This window comes from Cohnella sp. WQ 127256 (assembly GCF_024519285.1).
Classification (GTDB): domain Bacteria; phylum Bacillota; class Bacilli; order Paenibacillales; family Paenibacillaceae; genus Cohnella.
In genome coordinates, this window is record NZ_JAMZCY010000001.1 from 1587158 (window position 1) to 1603374 (window position 16217).

Genomic DNA, 16217 nt, shown 5'->3' on the forward strand with positions numbered 1-16217 from the left:
TCCTCTTGTATACATACAGGTCTGTATAGTTTGGATTACATTGACAGTATACTTTACAGATCTGTATAATGTCAACAGGTGAGGTGACGTTTTCTATGAGCAAATCGATTGAAAAAAAATCAGCTGCACGAGAACAAATACTCGTAACTGCAAGTAAGTTGTTTTTTGAAAGAGGCTTCCATGCTGTCGGAGTCGATTTGATTGCATCTGAATCAGGAATTACGAAAATGACAATGTACAAGTACTTCCCATCCAAAGATCATTTAATTGTTACCATATTGCAGCGATCGGACGAGCTATATTGGGAATGGTTTGAGAACACCATTCAAGGAATAGCTGATCCAGAAGCTCAGCTCATCGCTATATTCGAAGCAGTCGCACGCCAGCATTCTTTATCCCCAATGTCGACCTTCTGTCTATATCAGGCCGTTGCCGTTGAATTCCCGTTTCCCGAACATATCGTTAACCAAGCAGCTGTTGAACATAAGCAATCTATTTTGGATCGATTGGTATCTATTTGCGAACAAGCTGGATCGAAATCATCCACCTCTCTTGCCCGGCAACTATTTGTCCTGTCGGAAGGTTTTTGTATATCCACTCGATTTATTGGTGCCAACAGCCCCTCAGCAGATACTGTTCAAGCCGCAATAACGCTAATCAAGTCTCACCATTAACTAGTGCTATGCCCCTCCCCTCACGGGAAGGGGCTCTCCCCCAATTTGCGGTTACTCCACTACTCGATCCCTAATCGTATGCCCTTGCTCTAATTCAACCTCAATACACTCGAACCCAACCTTATCCCCTCGCACGTGAAAATCGATAGGCTTATTACTTCCAATCACAATCATATTCCGTTCGTCAGACTCATGCGCTGCGGGTAGAGTAAATACTCTTATGAAGGTGTACGTTTCCTTGAGAGTTGTATGAATCGCGTTAATGAGTCGGTCATTTTTGATTTTCCCAAACAAATTCATCATAATAGCTCCACTGGAGTCCAGCTTATCCAACATCAATTCGAAAAATTCATGTGTTGTAAAGTGAAGTGGAGTTCCCTTGCTATTAAAGGCATCCAAAATAATGAAATCAAATTGATTGGATTGTTCATGACTGAGAATCTCACGCCCATCTCCGACAATGACATTATTGTGACGATAGCCAAAAAACTGTTTGCTTAGCTCCACAACCTTCCCGTCTAGCTCAGCAACAGTCATTTTTATGTCTGGATAATGCCCAGCAATTGTCCCAATGCCATGCCCAATAACAAAAGCCCTTTCGAATGAGGGATTAAGTAACTCCAATAAATGAAGCATCGCCCTTTGATACTGAAGCACGACGCGCTTCGTATCTTTTAAGTCCATCGCTCCTTGGATCGCCTCATCTGCAAACTGTAAGCAACGAAACTTTCCCAATTCCCCGTATAATTCTGTCGTTTCAATTACCCTAATCTCGTTAAACATGCTTAACTCTGTAGCTATTAAATGCAAGTCGACGACTCCTTTTTAATAAAAGAGAGCAGTATAGAACTGTTTAACGAGTTCTACACTGCTCATGATCATTATTCTTGCTCTAATCCTTGCTCTAGTTCTTGATCTTCTTCTTTCTCAGCCTGCTTAACGAACAATAAACTAACCGTAATGAGTACGAACGCAATTAAAGCTAAGAATGGGATTGTGATAAATCCAAGCCAATCGATGTAGTCAACATTACAAGGAACCCCATTGGTACACGGCTTAATTTCCTCAAAGCCCGGTACCTTCTGAACCATATAATGATAGAGAGAAATGATGCCACCAATAATCGAGAGCGGTAACACGTACTTCTTAATCGTTCTCTCCCCATGATAAGCCGCTATACCCAGAATAATGCTCAAGGGATACATGAATATTCTCTGGTACCAGCATAATTCACACGGGACATATCCAAGTACTTCACTAAAATATAAGCTTCCTAGTGTCGCAACAACAGCTACAAGCCATGCGAAATATAAGAGGTACTGTGAAGATGACGATTGTACCGGCTTCATATTATCCAACCAGCTCCTGCTCCAACACGGATTTAATCGTATTCATATCAAATGGATTTTCAATAATAATTCCATTAATCATAACGGTAGGAGTTTGATTAATCCGATATTTATCAATTAGCTTATTATCGATCTCAACCTCAGGTAACGTTATTTTATTTTTAATATCGTTTTGCAGTTGCTGCAAATCGATTGCTGGAGTGATTGTCTTAGCAAGCTCCATTATTTTCTCTTCGGTTATCCATGCGACATCATGATTCGCTGTTGGTTGAGCTTCAAACATCGCTTTATTAAATGACCAGAATGCATCTACATTTTGTGCAAGCACAGCTTCCCCGGCAATGGCTCCAAGCTGAGATTCTGCACCATGAAACAACGTATTAATGTATACCATCTTCAGTTTCCCCGTATCAATATACTGCTCTTTCAGCTCCGGATAAACGGTCTGAGTCCACTTCTTACATGAAGGACATTTGTAATCACCGAATTCAATTAGGGTAACTTTAGCATCTGCATTCCCGATTACAGGTTGATTTACGATAGAAGGCAATTCGCTAACGCGGGTAAGATCCTGTTCTTTATCCGTACTTGCTTTATTAATTAGAAAGATTGCAACTAGTAATACAATGAATATCCCCGTATACAGCACTAAAGTTTTACCTGGATTTTTTTTCTGAGTAGAGACTGATTTTCTTTTATTTCCGGATTTAGACAACTCTACAACCCCTTCTTATATTTATTATACTTTTTGTCCATTTTATCAAATCTCTGACTAGCAAGTATAGAACCCACTGTCGGGAACATGAGTAATCGGCCTACTAAATAGGTAACAGAAGCTGTTCCGTTCGCAATCAGATCAACCAAAGTAAATAGAATCGTAAGAGACATACCGATATAAATGACACCGTACCGTAGCACATACTTTTGCTTACCCAAATTTCGATTTTTTTCCCATTTCAAAGCAAATTGCTCCACGCTAACACACCAACATTCTATAAGGATTTGTGAATTCAAAGTTGTCCAAGCCTACAGTTCCTCATATATTATGTATCATCTTTCTGCGTTAATCAAATAGAGCCACCTTTCCCCCTTGTTAGAGGAAAGATGGCGTGCTTTCTCATTCATTTGATTCTTTTGTCACCTTAGGTGCATGTTCTTCACTTTGGATTAATTCCCGCGTGCCCGCTTTAAACTCCCTAAGAGTAGAGCCGATAGCTTTACCAAGTTGGGGTAGCTTAGATGGACCAAAAAACAATATAGCAATCAGAATAATGATTAATAATCCCGTTCCACCGATATTCAATGGCATTATTCACTCACACCCTTCTTCTCTTCAATCCTAATCCTATACACTAACAAATAGTGCAGTTACGTACATCAAGACAATACCAAGGGTCAGACTACCAAGATTAACCCACGAAACAGCTGGACTCCCACTCTTAGCAGCCTCGCGAATGATCATTTTACTAATTACAAAAATGACTTGAACAATTGCACCAGCTCCGATTCCAAAGAACAGAGCCGCTAACGTATCATTAAACACGAAGCCGCCTATCCAAGTTCCCATAATTGCAGGTCCGCCCCCAACAACCGCTAATCCCAGAAACGTTCTCCATCTCGGACTTTCCTTCAGAAGAGGGGCAGCAATACCCACACCTTCAGTGATGTTATGAAGTGTAAATCCAATAATTAAGAATGTTCCTAGAGCAGCTTCTCCCGCAGCGAAGGCGGCCCCGATTGCCAGCCCTTCACCCAGATTATGAAGCCCGATACCACCAGCGATTTTATAAGAAACTTGTTTACCACTCATCACACCTTTCTTATCGTTCACTTGGTCTAGTGCAAGTAAGAATAAGAAGCTGAGTAGTGCACCAAACCACACTAGCCCCGTACCCTGAAAGAGTCTTGGAGCTTCAGCTCCCAATTCAAGGCCCTCCTGAAACGTATCGATAACAAGGAAAAACAACAAGCCAACTGTTAGTGCAAGAACCCCTTGCATCCCTTTATCTGAGAATCTACGCAAAAACGGGAACCATAACAAGCCAAGACCAACGGGTACAACGCCAACATAAAACCCGATCAAAGCGAATTGTAGAAATCTGTTAGCATCCGGAACAGGTGTTGTGGCCGCAACTGCTACCTCTCCTGTAAAAATAAGTCCATTTGTCGTAATCAGCTTAATACTATACGGATCCCCTTCAACCCAACCATAAGGAATCGTAATTTGAGTCTGATTCAATCGATCAATTGTTGCACTCGGTTGGAAGCTGGCATTCCAAAATGCATCGTTAACGATCACTTGGGCAATCGTTACAGATTCCGGACCCGAGTTTAATACCTTCAGCGTAAAGCCTTCATCCGTAAGTGTAATTTTCTCTACATCCAACACTTCAATTGGAGCAACAGGGTCATCTTTGATTCCCGTTCCGAAGCTTGAGATCAAATACACAAGAATGGCTAGTAAGATCAAGGGGATAATCCCCCATATCCACACTATTTTCGATGGCTTACGTTTCATTGAAACTGCCGTTTCTCCAAGCATTTCTTATTCCTCCTCTCTTATGCTTTAGCTTCAAAGAATCCCAACCATCCAAGCTCCGCGAACTCACTTTGATGGGCATGAAACATATATTTACCAGGCTCGGGGAACACCATTTCCATAATTCCTCGCTGCCCCTGGCACTGCATGACCGTATCTGTAAGGACGGGTCTTGCGTCAGGATCAGCCCCAACTTCATAATATTTGAAGAAGTTTGCATGCAGATGAAAGGAATTGATGAGATCGAATTCTGTTAAATTGCTTAAGTAGATGCGAACAAGCTGCCCAACCTTGACCTGAATGGGTGCTGCCTGATAAGCAAAAGCATAGCCGTTAACCGTATAAATCTCATTCTCTCCGTCCAAATCCAGATCAAAGCCGTTCATAACCATACTTAGCTCATGAGCTGTCTGTCTTGGCTTTTTCGGATCGATAATAAAATTTCCGTATAAGCCTTTGTGAATATGTTTGGCAAGGGGTGGGATATGGCAATGGTAAATGTGCATGCCCGCAGGCTTGGCTTCAAACTCATACGTAAATTCTGTGCCGGATGGCACAGGTTCAATGCCGTCCATGTTCGTAGGATGAATACCATGAAAATGAATCGTATGTGGGTGCATGGATCCGTTCCAGAACTTAATACGAACAATATCTCCCTCCGTACATCGAATTGTTGGGCCTGGTATTGTTCCGTTAAAAGTCCATCCTGGAAATTTGATACCTTTGGCGATTTCGACTTCCGTGTCAATGGCGACAAGCTCATACTCCCTCACCGTGCGTCCATCTTCACGGGTACTCACTTTGCCGTAATCAAATTGGGTAAGAGCTAAGATTGCCGCTTCCAATCCCTTTGTTTTGTCAGTACCAGGATCGTATCCATGGGCCATCATTGCATGTTTTTGTTGCTGTAGCGTCGAATGTAGCTCGTGTTTATCCATGGCCTTTGCGGTTTTACTAAACCATGAGGTGGGATTCAAAAGACTACCACCGAAAATCCCCATTGCACCGACAGTTCCCCACTTCAGGACTTCCCGTCTAGACATAGGCCGTTTTGCATTAAACGACATGGACAATACCCTCTTTCTTTTTTAGATTAGGGAAAATAAGTTTACCTTGTGCAAAATAATGTATAAAAAAATATAGTGTGGTATAGGGACAAACTTTTGCACAAGGGCAAAAATAAAGATTAACCTAAATATATGTTGTTTTTGAAAATTTGTAAACTAAAAAATGTAAGCAATGAGTTGACAATCCTCACTCATCGGAATAATATATGAGCAAGTATTCATTTGTTTTCGGGAGATGATTATTTTGGTGGAGTATCGGGTTAAAGGACTATCCTGCGGGAATTGTGCCCTTGTTCTTGAGCATGAGATCCGTCAACTGGAGCATGGGCAGACAGCAACCCTAAGTTATAATAGTGGAAAATTGAAACTAGATGAACGAGTCGCCTTGGATAAGGTAAAGCAAATTCTGAAATCCGACCGCGCTTATATTGCCGTGCAAGGCAATCCGTCGCAAGATGAGCACGAGCATGGACATGAAGGGCACGAGCATGGGCATGACCACGAACATGGTAGCAATCACAATCATGAGCATGGAGACGAGCATGGACATGATCATGATCACGATCACAGTCACAGTCAGGGGACTAAACAGATTATCGGAACCCTAGTCGCATCTACGGTCATCTATTTAGGTGCGATATTCATGGAAGGTCAAGTCGCATCTTCTACTGTCATCCTGCTTTACTTGATCGCTACAGCGATGAGTGGCTACTCCACTTTCTGGAGAGGCCTCAAAAATATAGTGAAGCTCAAGTTCAACATCGACACCTTAATGACAATAGCATTAGTGGGTGCCATCTCCATCGGGGAATGGAAAGAAGCCACATTAGTTGCGATATTATTTGGTCTGAACGAGCTACTTGAAGGTCTCGGCATGGAAAAGGCTCGCCGTTCCATGGAGACACTGCTTAAAGTCGCTCCTAAGGAAGCGACAAGACTTGAAAATGGCAAAGAAACCATCGTTCCGATTGCATCCTTACAGGTTGGGGATACGGTTATCGTTAAGCCAGGCGAGAAGATTCCGTCGGATGGATCGGTATTGGCTGGTAAAAGCTCTGTCAACGAATCCGCAATAACGGGTGAATCCCTTCCTGTCGAGAAGGCTGAGAGTGAGCCGGTATTCGGGGGTAGTATTAATAATGAAGGCGTTCTTCATATCCGGATTGAAAAGGCGTATCAAGACTCTTCTCTTGCCAAAATTCTGCATCTTGTAGAAGAAGCCCAAGAAACGAAAACACCTACAGAGCTGTTCATCAATAAGTTTGCCAGGTATTACACTCCACTTATTATGATCATTGCAGCTCTTGTCATTGTGGTCCCTCCCCTGTTGCTAGGTGGAGATTGGAAGACATGGTTGTATCAAGGACTTGCAGTACTCATCGTAGGCTGCCCTTGCGCACTTATTTTATCTTCACCAATCGCTATAGTTGCCGGGATAACACGAAATGCTCGAAACGGTATTCTCATTAAAGGCGGCGTATTCCTTGAGCAGCTAGGTAAACTAAACACACTCGCATTTGACAAAACAGGTACGCTGACTAAGGGCGAACCTTATGTTGAGCAATCCGTTGTTTATGATGAACCGCGATTCTACGCTGTTGCAGGTGCTATTGAGAGTTCATCTACCCATCCCCTTGCAAAAGCCATCATGAAGGAGGTTGCGCTACGTGGAATTGAGATCAAGGCTGCAGACGACATTCAAGCTGTTTCCGGTCGAGGAGTCGAGGCAACGTATGAAGGCATTAAATATTGGCTTGGTAACGAGAAAGCGATGGAGCATCTCCATATCCCAAATGAAATTCGTACGACAATCGACCAACTGAAAGAGAGTGGCTTGACCCTCGTTCTCGTAGCAGATGAGACACAAGTATTAGGGATGTTCGGAATTACAGATGAAATCCGTGAGGAAAGTAAAGACGTCATTGCAGCTCTCCATAGGAATGGCATCCGTCATACGGTCATGTTAACGGGTGATCACCAAAAGACAGCTGAGAAAGTGGCTAGAGCTGTTGGCGTAACGGAATATTTCGGAAACCTGCTTCCAGAAGATAAAGTAGCCAAAGTGAAAGAGCTTGCTCATAACGGTGTTGTAGGTATGATCGGTGATGGGATTAATGACGCCCCTGCTCTTGCTTCCGCCCAGCTCGGTATCGCAATGGGTAAGGGAACGGACAGTGCGATTGAAACTGCAGATATCGTATTAATGCAGGACCACCTAGGCAAGCTTCCTGATGCGGTGAAGGTTGCGCGTCAGGTTAACCGAGTCATTCGCTTTAACATCAGTGTATCATTAGGTTTAAAGCTGATTGCCCTGCTGCTCACAATTCCAGGTTGGCTGACTTTGTGGGTGGCCATCCTGTCCGATATGGGAGCAACTATCTTCGTCACCTTAGTTAGTTTGACCGTTCTCATTCAACGCAAGACCTAATCGGATATTGAACAAACACACAAAAGACCTTAACCACGGCACAGTTATCAGCCGATGTTAAGGTCTTTGTCTATCAAAGCTCGCCCTTGGCGAAGGGTCCAAATATACACTTATAATTCCTTTGTCATAAACACACTATTAGGGTCCTCGATGTAATCCGCAAAGGGTAAAGAATTTTGAAAACCAAAGCTCTCGTAAAGTCTAATTGCAGGTTGGAAGGATTCCATAGATCCTGTCTCCAAGCTTAGCCTTAAGTAACCACGTCGTTTAGCTTCTTCAATAATGTGTGCAAGCAGCTGCCTTGCAGCACCCTTACGTAAATGTAAGGAAGAAGTCCGCATAGATTTAATCTCACCATGCTGACTATCAAGCTCCTTTAATGCTCCGCAGCCCATTAATTCATCCTGCTCCCATGCACTCCAGAACGTAATTTCTGGTTTTTTCAACCCTTCTAGATTTAAGGCATGCATACTTTCTGCTGGGGATTGTTGTTCCATACTCTGAAAATGCTCCCCCACTAATCTCACTACCTCAGGTCCAGTTAAATCGTCAACTTTAATTTCCATCTCAATTACTCCCCCTGCTTAAGCGTATAGGTATAGTAATCTTGTGTATGAACAGATTTGAAACCAACAGACTCATATAACCCTAAAGCATGGTCATTTTTCGTTTCGACTTCGAGGTGTACAGAATGACCTGCTGAGCTTTGATCTATTATGACTTGACGCAATACTTTTCTACCGATCCCTTTGCCCTGCTGCTCCGGCAAAATGCAAAAGCCGTATATCCACGCCTGTCCGTCCTTAACACTCACACGAATTTTTCCTATCGTTTCTCCGCCCACATTGATCATTAACATTTCTGTGTCATTTTCCTTATTGAACATGTTTTCCGTCTCTATTGCATCTGCTTCTTCTTCCCCGAATGCTTCAATAGACAATCGTATTCGCATGTCAAAATCAGCTGCTATTGCAGGTCGAAGTGTTACCCCTTCAACCTTAAGAATGGGCACTTCTTGCCACTCCATTTGATGCTCTGAAAATGCATATGCTGCGCCTTGTTTGAGCAGAAAGGCTTTTCCTCCATCCGATTTCGAAGGTGAGTTTAATAAAATTTTCTTGTATTCGTTTTGTTTCACTCTTTCCATTCCTTGTTGGAGCAGTTGCTGGAAATATCCGTTCCGCCGTTCACTTGGTTTAACCATACCACACACCTCAACTGTAGAACCAAAAGCATATAACCCTAGAAATGCGACTAGCTCGTCATTTTCATAATGAAGGAAATCTAGTTGATTAGATCCGCGGTCTTTAAGCATTTCCCAGTTGAGTTTCAGTTGGATAGGTTCGAAGCTTTCGCACTCTTTTTGCAATTGCTCAATAGCTATCAATTGTTGTTCCGTTAACATATTTGTCTCCTTTGCGCTTAACTGATTGATCCAGCGTTTGCTATTTACGGATTCTCACGAACAAAGATATTTAGATTATACTACTTAAGCCTACCTCGCAAATACAGCTCTAAAAAATATCATTCGAAATCCCCCATGATCATCTGATCCAATGTCGTACCTGCCAGAACCATGGGATATACATTCTCATCCTTTGAAACGACAAACTCAACAAGTACTGGTCCAGGGGTCTGAAGCGCTTCTTGCCAAATCAGTGATGCCTCTTCTTTATTCTTTGCCCTTAATCCCTTAATTCCATATGCTTCAGCAAGCTTTACAAAATCAGGACTACCAGCAAGATCGATATGGCTAAAGCGCCTTCCGTACATAAGCTCCTGCTGTTGTTTAACCATACCCAACACTTGATTGTTAAGCACGACGATTTTGACAGGAATATGATAAATAGCACAAATAGCCATCTCTTGTGCACACATTTGCATGCCCCCGTCACCGTTAATAGCAATAACAAGGCGGTTTGGATTACCTATCTGAGCACCTATCGCAGATGGGAAGCCGAAGCCCATTGTACCAAGCCCTCCTGAAGTAATCAGTGAGCGGGGATGCTTAAATTTGTAAAATTGTGCGACCCACATTTGGTGCTGACCTACATCTGTTGTAATTATTGCATTTCCTTCTGTTGTCTCACTGATCATTTCTAGCACATATTGAGGCTTGAGCTCCGTATCGGAATCTTTGTATCGCAAAGGATACATTGATTTGTTTTCCAGGACTTTTGTGATCCAGCTACCTGAAAGGGAAGGCTTTGCTTTTGTATTTGCATATTTTAAGACTGCTTTTATATCTCCGACACAGGCTATATCCGTTTTGATATTTTTTCCGATTTCAGCTGGATCAATATCAATGTGGGCAATTCGTTTGGCATTTGGAGCAAAACCATCCAGCTTCATCGTTACCCGGTCATCAAATCGTGATCCAATCGAAATAACCAGATCTGCATTTTGAATTGCCGTATTCGCCGCATAGGTACCATGATGACCCAACATTCCCAGCCACAGATCGTGATCGCTTGGAAATCCGGACAAACCAAGCAATGTCGTTGTCACTGGAATTCGGGTTATTTTTACGAACTCCATTAGCTCCTGAGATGCATCTGAATAGACAACCCCTCCTCCAGCAATAATGATCGGATTTTCTGATTCGGCAATAACTTGAGTTAATTTATCTATCTCCATTTGATCCAGATTCAGACTCGAATTGTAACCTGGTAAGTTCATTTGGTTAGTAGGTTGAAAAAGGATTGTATGATTAGAAACGTCTTTCGGGATGTCGATTAAAACCGGTCCTTTCCTTCCTGTGTTCGCAATATGAAATGCTTCATTTATCATTCTTGGAAGGTCATGTACGTCGCGAACTTGGTAGCTGTGTTTGGTTATCGACATTGTCATGCTAATGATATCTGCTTCCTGAAAGGCATCAGTTCCCGTAACTGTTGTTGGGACATTACCAGTAATGACTACGAGAGGTACAGAATCCATATGAGCAGTAGCAATTCCAGTGACTAGGTTTGTAGCACCAGGACCAGATGTGGCGATACAAACTCCCACCTTTCCTGTCGACCGGGCATAACCGTCCGCCGCATGGATCGCACCTTGCTCGTGTCGAGTCAAAATGTGTTTAAAATCTGGATTACTCACCATAGCATCATAGATGTAGAGAACATTTCCTCCTGGGTAACCAAATACACAATCAACACCCTCCGTCAGTAATGCACGTAATAGAATCTCCGATCCTGTACCTCTTTTTGATTTTTCCATTTGAAATGCCCCCTTAAATAGAAATATCCCCTTTCATCCTTAGGCGACAGCAAACTACTGCCATGCCTAGGGACGAAAGGGGTAAATTTTCGCGGTACCACCCTGTTTTACTGAAATTTTACGATTCCAGCCTCATGAGGTAAAGGAATTCCTTCACCTTCAGCACGGTAACGTGTGCCATTCCGTTTGAGTCTACTCACTACTCCCCAAGATAGAGATTAGGTTTCGCTTTCCATCAAATGCTCCGAGACGACATCATACAAAGTTTATGGCAAAGGTTGCAGCATTCCCTTTGCTCTCTGAACATAAGTGCTTTGTATTTTTTCTCTTCATCGCTTTTTTATAAAACACAAAAACCCTCTCATCCGTAGGCGACAGAAAACAACTGTCAACCTAGGGACGAAAGGGGTAAATTTTCGTGGTACCACCCTGATTTACTGAAACCTTACAGTTCCAGCCTCATGAAGTAAGGAAGCCTCCTTACCTCCAGCACGATATCGTGTGCCATTCCGTTTGAGTCTACTCACTGAACCCATGCTGGGTCAGTTTTCGAGCAAAAGCTCCGAGATGACATCATACAAGGATTATGGCAAAGGTTTCAGCATTCCCTTCGCTCTCTGAACATAAGTCCCATTGTATGTTTTTCTCTTCATCGCTTATCGCTTATATTTTTTATTGATAACATAATATCACAAAGATATGCGCTCATCCACCAGTAAATGACACTTCACCATTTTCTTATTACGAAGTGGATAACTTAAACAGAGACCGTTTCGCGTTCTCTCTGTAGTTGCACGTTTTCGCCTAGACCGAGTGCCCTAGCTGTTGAAGTATGAATTTCATCGATAAGCTCTGGGTTTTCCATTAATGACACGCCATAAGAAGGAATCATTTCTTTTAATTTCGGTTCCCACTCTTTAATATGCTGCGGGAAACATTTTTTTAATACCTTAAGCATGACGGAAACGGCAGTCGAAGCACCAGGAGAAGCGCCGAGCAATGCTGCTATCGAGCCATCAGCGGCACTAACAACTTCCGTACCGAATTGAAGTGTGCCCTTGCCACCTTCAACAGTATCTTTGATAACTTGCACGCGTTGGCCTGCTATCACGATATCCCAATCCTCGATTTTGGCGTTCGGAACAAACTCACGTAATTCTTCCATGCGTTTTTCCTTTGATAACATAACTTGCTGGATCAAGTATTTAGTCAACGGAATGTTTTTTGCACCTGACGCCAGCATAGTGATGACATTATTAGGCTTTACGGAAGTTATCAAATCAAACATTGAACCCGTTTTTAAGAACTTAGGCGAGAAACCCGCGAACGGTCCAAATAGCAATGATTTTTTGTTGTCGATAAATCTTGTGTCGAGATGCGGAACAGACATCGGTGGAGCACCAACCGAAGCTTTTCCGTATACTTTCGCATGATGCTGTTCTACAATATCCGGATTGTTACATACCATAAATAGTCCACTTACCGGAAATCCTCCAATACGCTTCCCTTCAGGAATACCGGATTTTTGCAGCAAATGTAGGCTTCCTCCGCCTGCACCGATGAAGACGAATTTGGCAGTATGGTGCTCGACAGAACCGTTATCGAGATTTCGTACTTTCAAATCCCACGAGCCGTCACTTGTACGTTTCATATTATCAACACTATGGTTGTAATTAATATCGACATTATTGCTCTTTAAGTGGTCAAACAACATACGGGATAAAGCGCCAAAGTTAACATCCGTCCCGGAATCAATCTTTGTCGCCGCAATAGGTTCATTTAAGGTTCGGTCTTTCAACATCAGCGGAATCCATTCCATCAGTTTTTCCGGGTTATCGGAAAATTCCATTCCTTGAAACAGCGGATTGTTTGAAAGAGCTTCAAACCTTTTTTTCAAAAACTTTACATTTTGTTCCCCATGTACGTAGCTCATATGAGGCAATGGCTTAATAAAGTCCTGCGGATTACGAATCAAATTGTTATTCACAAGATAAGACCAAAACTGTCTTGAATCCTGAAATTGTTCATTAACATTAATAGCTTTGCTAATATCTATGGATCCGTCCGGTTTTTCGACGGTGTAGTTAAGCTCGCACAGTGCAGCATGTCCGGTTCCCGCATTGTTCCATTCATTAGAACTTTCCTCGCCTGCGCTTGCGAGCTTTTCGAACACTGTAATTTTCCAGTCCGGTACTAATTCTTTAAGAAGTGCCCCCAAAGTAGCACTCATGATTCCGGCACCAATTAAGATAACGTCTGTTTTAGTTTGTCTGTTGCTCATTTTTTACCGTCCTTATACCCTAAAATTTGCAAAAAAAAAATGTAGTTGCTCCTGCTTAGGCGCTACAGCAAGCCAGCGAGCGACATAATCATACAACTTTTCTGGATCAAATAAACCTATCATCTTAGTGTATCACTATTATCTATTGTTTATAATATAAATTTGCTATATAGATGATAGATATAAGTTATTAGAAAGCTTATTCTCACTGTACAGGTGTATTTTGGACATAAAAAACACCCTTTACGCAATTTGATGCGATCAGGGCGTTTTTGATTTGAAAAATAAGTTCTATTCCTTCGTTTAACCTACGAGTCTCTCACATGCGACCATTGCTATTTCTTCTTACGCTTCGATGTCATGCCATCAGGAACGATCGATTTGATAGGTATAGTTAGGTTGAATCGGTCATTATCAAGAGAGACCTCTCCCGAGTCACTTGGATTAGATCCAGTGTTGCTTGTGGGAAGGCTACCGACATCTCCAAATATAATTGTACCTTCGTTTCTTACAATAAGAATACTACCGATATGACAATCCATGAAATGATCAACTTCCTTTGATTTATTTCTACAATGTCGGTACATGCTATTATTTTATGTGAAGAACGTAGCTTCGGCATTGGCTTTTCCCATAGTAATAATAGCCCTATCTTCACCGAGACTGGAACTAACCAAAGGAAATACCGCCATTAGCATCGGCCATGGCGGTATCTCGTATGTATGATAATTCGTCGAAATAATCAGTCTCAAGACCGAGCGAACTTTCGTTCTGGCGAACCTATTGGGTAATGGGAACGTCAAGTACTATTTATAAGGAAGACAAAGGTATTTCTTATAAATTTGGTAAATCGAAAGGGAGAAAAATATGACTGCCAATCAAACTTCTTCAGCATCATCCTTACTGAGCAACCGATTCGTACAAGCGATTTTGATGTCCACGTTGTTTCTGCAGATCGGGATATGGGTGCGAAATATTGCCATCCTGTTTTATGTCAAAGAAATGACTAATGACGATGCATTCGCAGTATCGCTTATCTCGGTCGCGGAGTTCGCGCCGATCTTCGTCTTTTCGTTTATTGGAGGGACATTCGCAGACCGCTGGCGACCAAAAATGACAATGGTGTGGTGCGACCTATTGAGCGCATTATCCATTCTCGCAGTGCTTTACGCCATGGTAAACGGTTCTTGGAAAGCAGTATTTTTTGCAACGTTAGCATCGGCAATATTATCTCAATTTTCACAGCCCGCCGGTATGAAGCTATTTAAGATGCACGTACCTGAGCATTTCGTACAAAAGGGTATGGCGATGTACCAAACGTTGTTTGCTGTATTTATGATTTTCGGTCCAGTTGTCGGCACGTTTGTTTATCAGAGCTATGGCATAAAGACCGCTATCGGCATAATGGGCGTAGCCTTTCTCTTGTCTGCTGCTTCTCTGGCCTTCCTACCACGCGACCGCAAAAATGACGACGAGAAACAAAAAACGCAATTGTTGGAAGACATTAAGGCAGGCTTCCGCTACGTATGGTCCAGCATCATACTCCGTAAACTCGGCGGAGGGTTCATTGCTGCAGGGCTCGGTCTCGGCCTTATTCAACCGATGGGCATCTTCCTCATTACAGAGCAGCTTGGGAAACCAGAAGGTTATTTACAGTGGTTCCTATTAATCAACGGAATAGCGATGATTATCGGCGGTGTGCTCGCGATGAGCTTATCGAGCAAAGTATCTCCACAAAAACTACTGGCGTTCGGTATGGCTGTCGACAGCTTGACCATGATCGCTATCGAGTTCTCAACGGATTATTGGTTCACGTTGGGTCTACAATTCATTAGCGGATTCGTACTGCCTTGTATTCAGATCGGGATCAATACAATGATTTTGCAAAATACGGAGGAATCGTTCATCGGCCGAGTGAACGGCATTCTGAATCCGCTATTCATAGGTTCAATGGTCGTTACGATGACGCTATCCGGCGCGATCAAAAACGCGATATCACTCGCACCGATGTACGTAATCGCAGGTTTATTTTTCATAATCGGTGTGGCGGTTCTCGCCCCTCTGTTTAAGTTAAAGAGCGGCATTCAGCATGGAGAAGAGAAAGCAGCAGGATAACAAGCTGTTAACCTATTTACATTATTCGCAACTTAGCGCCGCGGAATTTTAGCCATATGCTTCTCAATCGCTCCATCAAAAGGGAAGCCTTTCCGCGCTATAAGTTGCTGTAAACCTCTGAGCTCCTGCCAAACTCTGTCGATCAGATCTGAAGGATATGAGAACTTGATTGAATGGACGGCGAACTCATCCTCGTCTACAACAATCCATTCTCCATTTTTATAAATAAGATCGATATCCAAATCTACAAATGATACCGTGCTCCCGTCCATCTGTGCGGGTTTACAAATATTACAGTAGTACTGTGTAATCCTACCGTCGACGATATCCGCACTTACCGTAAACCAAGAATCAAAGGAGAAAAACTCAATTGTCCAGTTATCTATCGTAAAGATTTTACCTTTGGTATAATGTTGCAGCTCACGTCCATAATGACCTAGAACAAAGACATACCCTTCTGTCTTCTCAAGAAGTGTAGTATTCCATTCATAATGACGATGATTACCGTACTTCAATGCTTGTATGCTTATCTGCTCGTTGTTCAT

At 42.6% G+C, this 16217-nt stretch carries 15 protein-coding genes and 1 other annotated feature; of the genes, 3 read left to right on the plus strand and 12 right to left on the minus strand.

All coding sequences use genetic code 11. The features are described from left to right. Window positions 1–95: 95 nt before the first annotated feature. A complete protein-coding gene (locus M1K58_RS07080; protein ID WP_256757947.1) occupies window positions 96–674 on the plus strand; it encodes a TetR/AcrR family transcriptional regulator in 579 nt (192 codons plus the stop codon). A gap of 51 nt (window positions 675–725) precedes the next feature. Here M1K58_RS07080 and M1K58_RS07085 read toward each other — a convergent pair whose 3' ends face one another. From M1K58_RS07085 to M1K58_RS07115, 7 genes are all read right to left on the minus strand, one after another. Further along, window positions 726–1484, minus strand: coding sequence for a spermidine synthase (locus M1K58_RS07085; protein ID WP_256757948.1), 759 nt, complete (start codon window positions 1482–1484; stop codon window positions 726–728). Window positions 1485–1555: 71 nt separating this feature from the next. Further along, complete coding sequence (locus M1K58_RS07090) at window positions 1556–2023, minus strand: disulfide oxidoreductase (RefSeq protein WP_256757949.1); 468 nt, start codon at window positions 2021–2023, stop codon at window positions 1556–1558. Between the two features lies 1 nt (window position 2024). Continuing rightward, window positions 2025–2738 (minus strand): thioredoxin domain-containing protein, encoded by a 714-nt coding sequence (locus M1K58_RS07095; protein WP_256757950.1) that lies wholly within the window; start codon window positions 2736–2738, stop codon window positions 2025–2027. A 2-nt stretch (window positions 2739–2740) separates the two neighbouring features. Further along, the gene (locus M1K58_RS07100) at window positions 2741–2983 is read right to left on the minus strand and encodes a hypothetical protein (RefSeq protein WP_256757951.1); all 243 of its coding nucleotides are present in this window, start codon (window positions 2981–2983) and stop codon (window positions 2741–2743) included. 157 nt (window positions 2984–3140) lie between these two features. Continuing rightward, window positions 3141–3332 (minus strand): twin-arginine translocase TatA/TatE family subunit, encoded by a 192-nt coding sequence (gene tatA / locus M1K58_RS07105; protein ID WP_256757952.1) that lies wholly within the window; start codon window positions 3330–3332, stop codon window positions 3141–3143. Between the two features lie 36 nt (window positions 3333–3368). After that, the gene (locus M1K58_RS07110) at window positions 3369–4565 is read right to left on the minus strand and encodes a ZIP family metal transporter (RefSeq protein WP_256757953.1); all 1197 of its coding nucleotides are present in this window, start codon (window positions 4563–4565) and stop codon (window positions 3369–3371) included. A 17-nt stretch (window positions 4566–4582) separates the two neighbouring features. Beyond that, a complete protein-coding gene (locus M1K58_RS07115; protein ID WP_256757954.1) occupies window positions 4583–5629 on the minus strand; it encodes a multicopper oxidase domain-containing protein in 1047 nt (348 codons plus the stop codon). A gap of 244 nt (window positions 5630–5873) precedes the next feature. Between M1K58_RS07115 and M1K58_RS07120 the strand changes: the two genes are divergently transcribed. Continuing rightward, a complete protein-coding gene (locus tag M1K58_RS07120) occupies window positions 5874–8057 on the plus strand; it encodes a heavy metal translocating P-type ATPase (RefSeq protein ID WP_256757955.1) in 2184 nt (727 codons plus the stop codon). Between the two features lie 110 nt (window positions 8058–8167). On the opposite strand, the gene M1K58_RS07125 is transcribed toward M1K58_RS07120, so the two are convergent. The 4 genes from M1K58_RS07125 to M1K58_RS07140 all read right to left on the minus strand — a co-directional run bounded on the left by M1K58_RS07125 (window position 8168) and on the right by M1K58_RS07140 (window position 13557). After that, window positions 8168–8623 (minus strand): GNAT family N-acetyltransferase, encoded by a 456-nt coding sequence (locus M1K58_RS07125; protein ID WP_256757956.1) that lies wholly within the window; start codon window positions 8621–8623, stop codon window positions 8168–8170. A gap of 5 nt (window positions 8624–8628) precedes the next feature. Continuing rightward, window positions 8629–9462 (minus strand): GNAT family N-acetyltransferase, encoded by an 834-nt coding sequence (locus tag M1K58_RS07130; RefSeq protein WP_256757957.1) that lies wholly within the window; start codon window positions 9460–9462, stop codon window positions 8629–8631. A 119-nt stretch (window positions 9463–9581) separates the two neighbouring features. Further along, on the minus strand, window positions 9582–11276 hold the full coding sequence (gene ilvB / locus M1K58_RS07135; protein WP_256757958.1) for a biosynthetic-type acetolactate synthase large subunit: 1695 nt from the start codon (window positions 11274–11276) through the stop codon (window positions 9582–9584). A gap of 65 nt (window positions 11277–11341) precedes the next feature. Further along, window positions 11342–11618 (minus strand) — a binding site (T-box leader). A 415-nt stretch (window positions 11619–12033) separates the two neighbouring features. Then, on the minus strand, window positions 12034–13557 hold the full coding sequence (locus M1K58_RS07140) for a malate:quinone oxidoreductase (RefSeq protein ID WP_256757959.1): 1524 nt from the start codon (window positions 13555–13557) through the stop codon (window positions 12034–12036). Between the two features lie 867 nt (window positions 13558–14424). Between M1K58_RS07140 and M1K58_RS07145 the strand changes: the two genes are divergently transcribed. Then, window positions 14425–15672: an MFS transporter gene (locus M1K58_RS07145; RefSeq protein WP_256757960.1), complete on the plus strand. Its 1248-nt coding sequence runs from the start codon at window positions 14425–14427 to the stop codon at window positions 15670–15672. A gap of 32 nt (window positions 15673–15704) precedes the next feature. On the opposite strand, the gene M1K58_RS07150 is transcribed toward M1K58_RS07145, so the two are convergent. Then, the gene (locus M1K58_RS07150) at window positions 15705–16217 is read right to left on the minus strand and encodes a DUF402 domain-containing protein (protein WP_256757961.1); all 513 of its coding nucleotides are present in this window, start codon (window positions 16215–16217) and stop codon (window positions 15705–15707) included.

Excerpts from the sequence above, each read along its gene's own strand:
- M1K58_RS07080 (WP_256757947.1), top strand. The coding sequence starts at position 96 with ATGAGCAAATCGATTGAAAAAAAATCAGCTGCACGAGAACAAATACTC.
- M1K58_RS07090 (WP_256757949.1), bottom strand. The coding sequence starts at position 2,023 with ATGAAGCCGGTACAATCGTCATCTTCACAGTACCTCTTATATTTCGCA.
- tatA (WP_256757952.1), bottom strand. The coding sequence starts at position 3,332 with ATGCCATTGAATATCGGTGGAACGGGATTATTAATCATTATTCTGATT.
- M1K58_RS07110 (WP_256757953.1), bottom strand. The coding sequence starts at position 4,565 with ATGCTTGGAGAAACGGCAGTTTCAATGAAACGTAAGCCATCGAAAATA.
- M1K58_RS07115 (WP_256757954.1), bottom strand. The coding sequence starts at position 5,629 with ATGTCGTTTAATGCAAAACGGCCTATGTCTAGACGGGAAGTCCTGAAG.
- M1K58_RS07125 (WP_256757956.1), bottom strand. The coding sequence starts at position 8,623 with ATGGAAATTAAAGTTGACGATTTAACTGGACCTGAGGTAGTGAGATTA.
- M1K58_RS07130 (WP_256757957.1), bottom strand. The coding sequence starts at position 9,462 with ATGTTAACGGAACAACAATTGATAGCTATTGAGCAATTGCAAAAAGAG.
- ilvB (WP_256757958.1), bottom strand. The coding sequence starts at position 11,276 with ATGGAAAAATCAAAAAGAGGTACAGGATCGGAGATTCTATTACGTGCA.
- M1K58_RS07140 (WP_256757959.1), bottom strand. The coding sequence starts at position 13,557 with ATGAGCAACAGACAAACTAAAACAGACGTTATCTTAATTGGTGCCGGA.
- M1K58_RS07145 (WP_256757960.1), top strand. The coding sequence starts at position 14,425 with ATGACTGCCAATCAAACTTCTTCAGCATCATCCTTACTGAGCAACCGA.
- M1K58_RS07150 (WP_256757961.1), bottom strand. The coding sequence starts at position 16,217 with ATGAACAACGAGCAGATAAGCATACAAGCATTGAAGTACGGTAATCAT.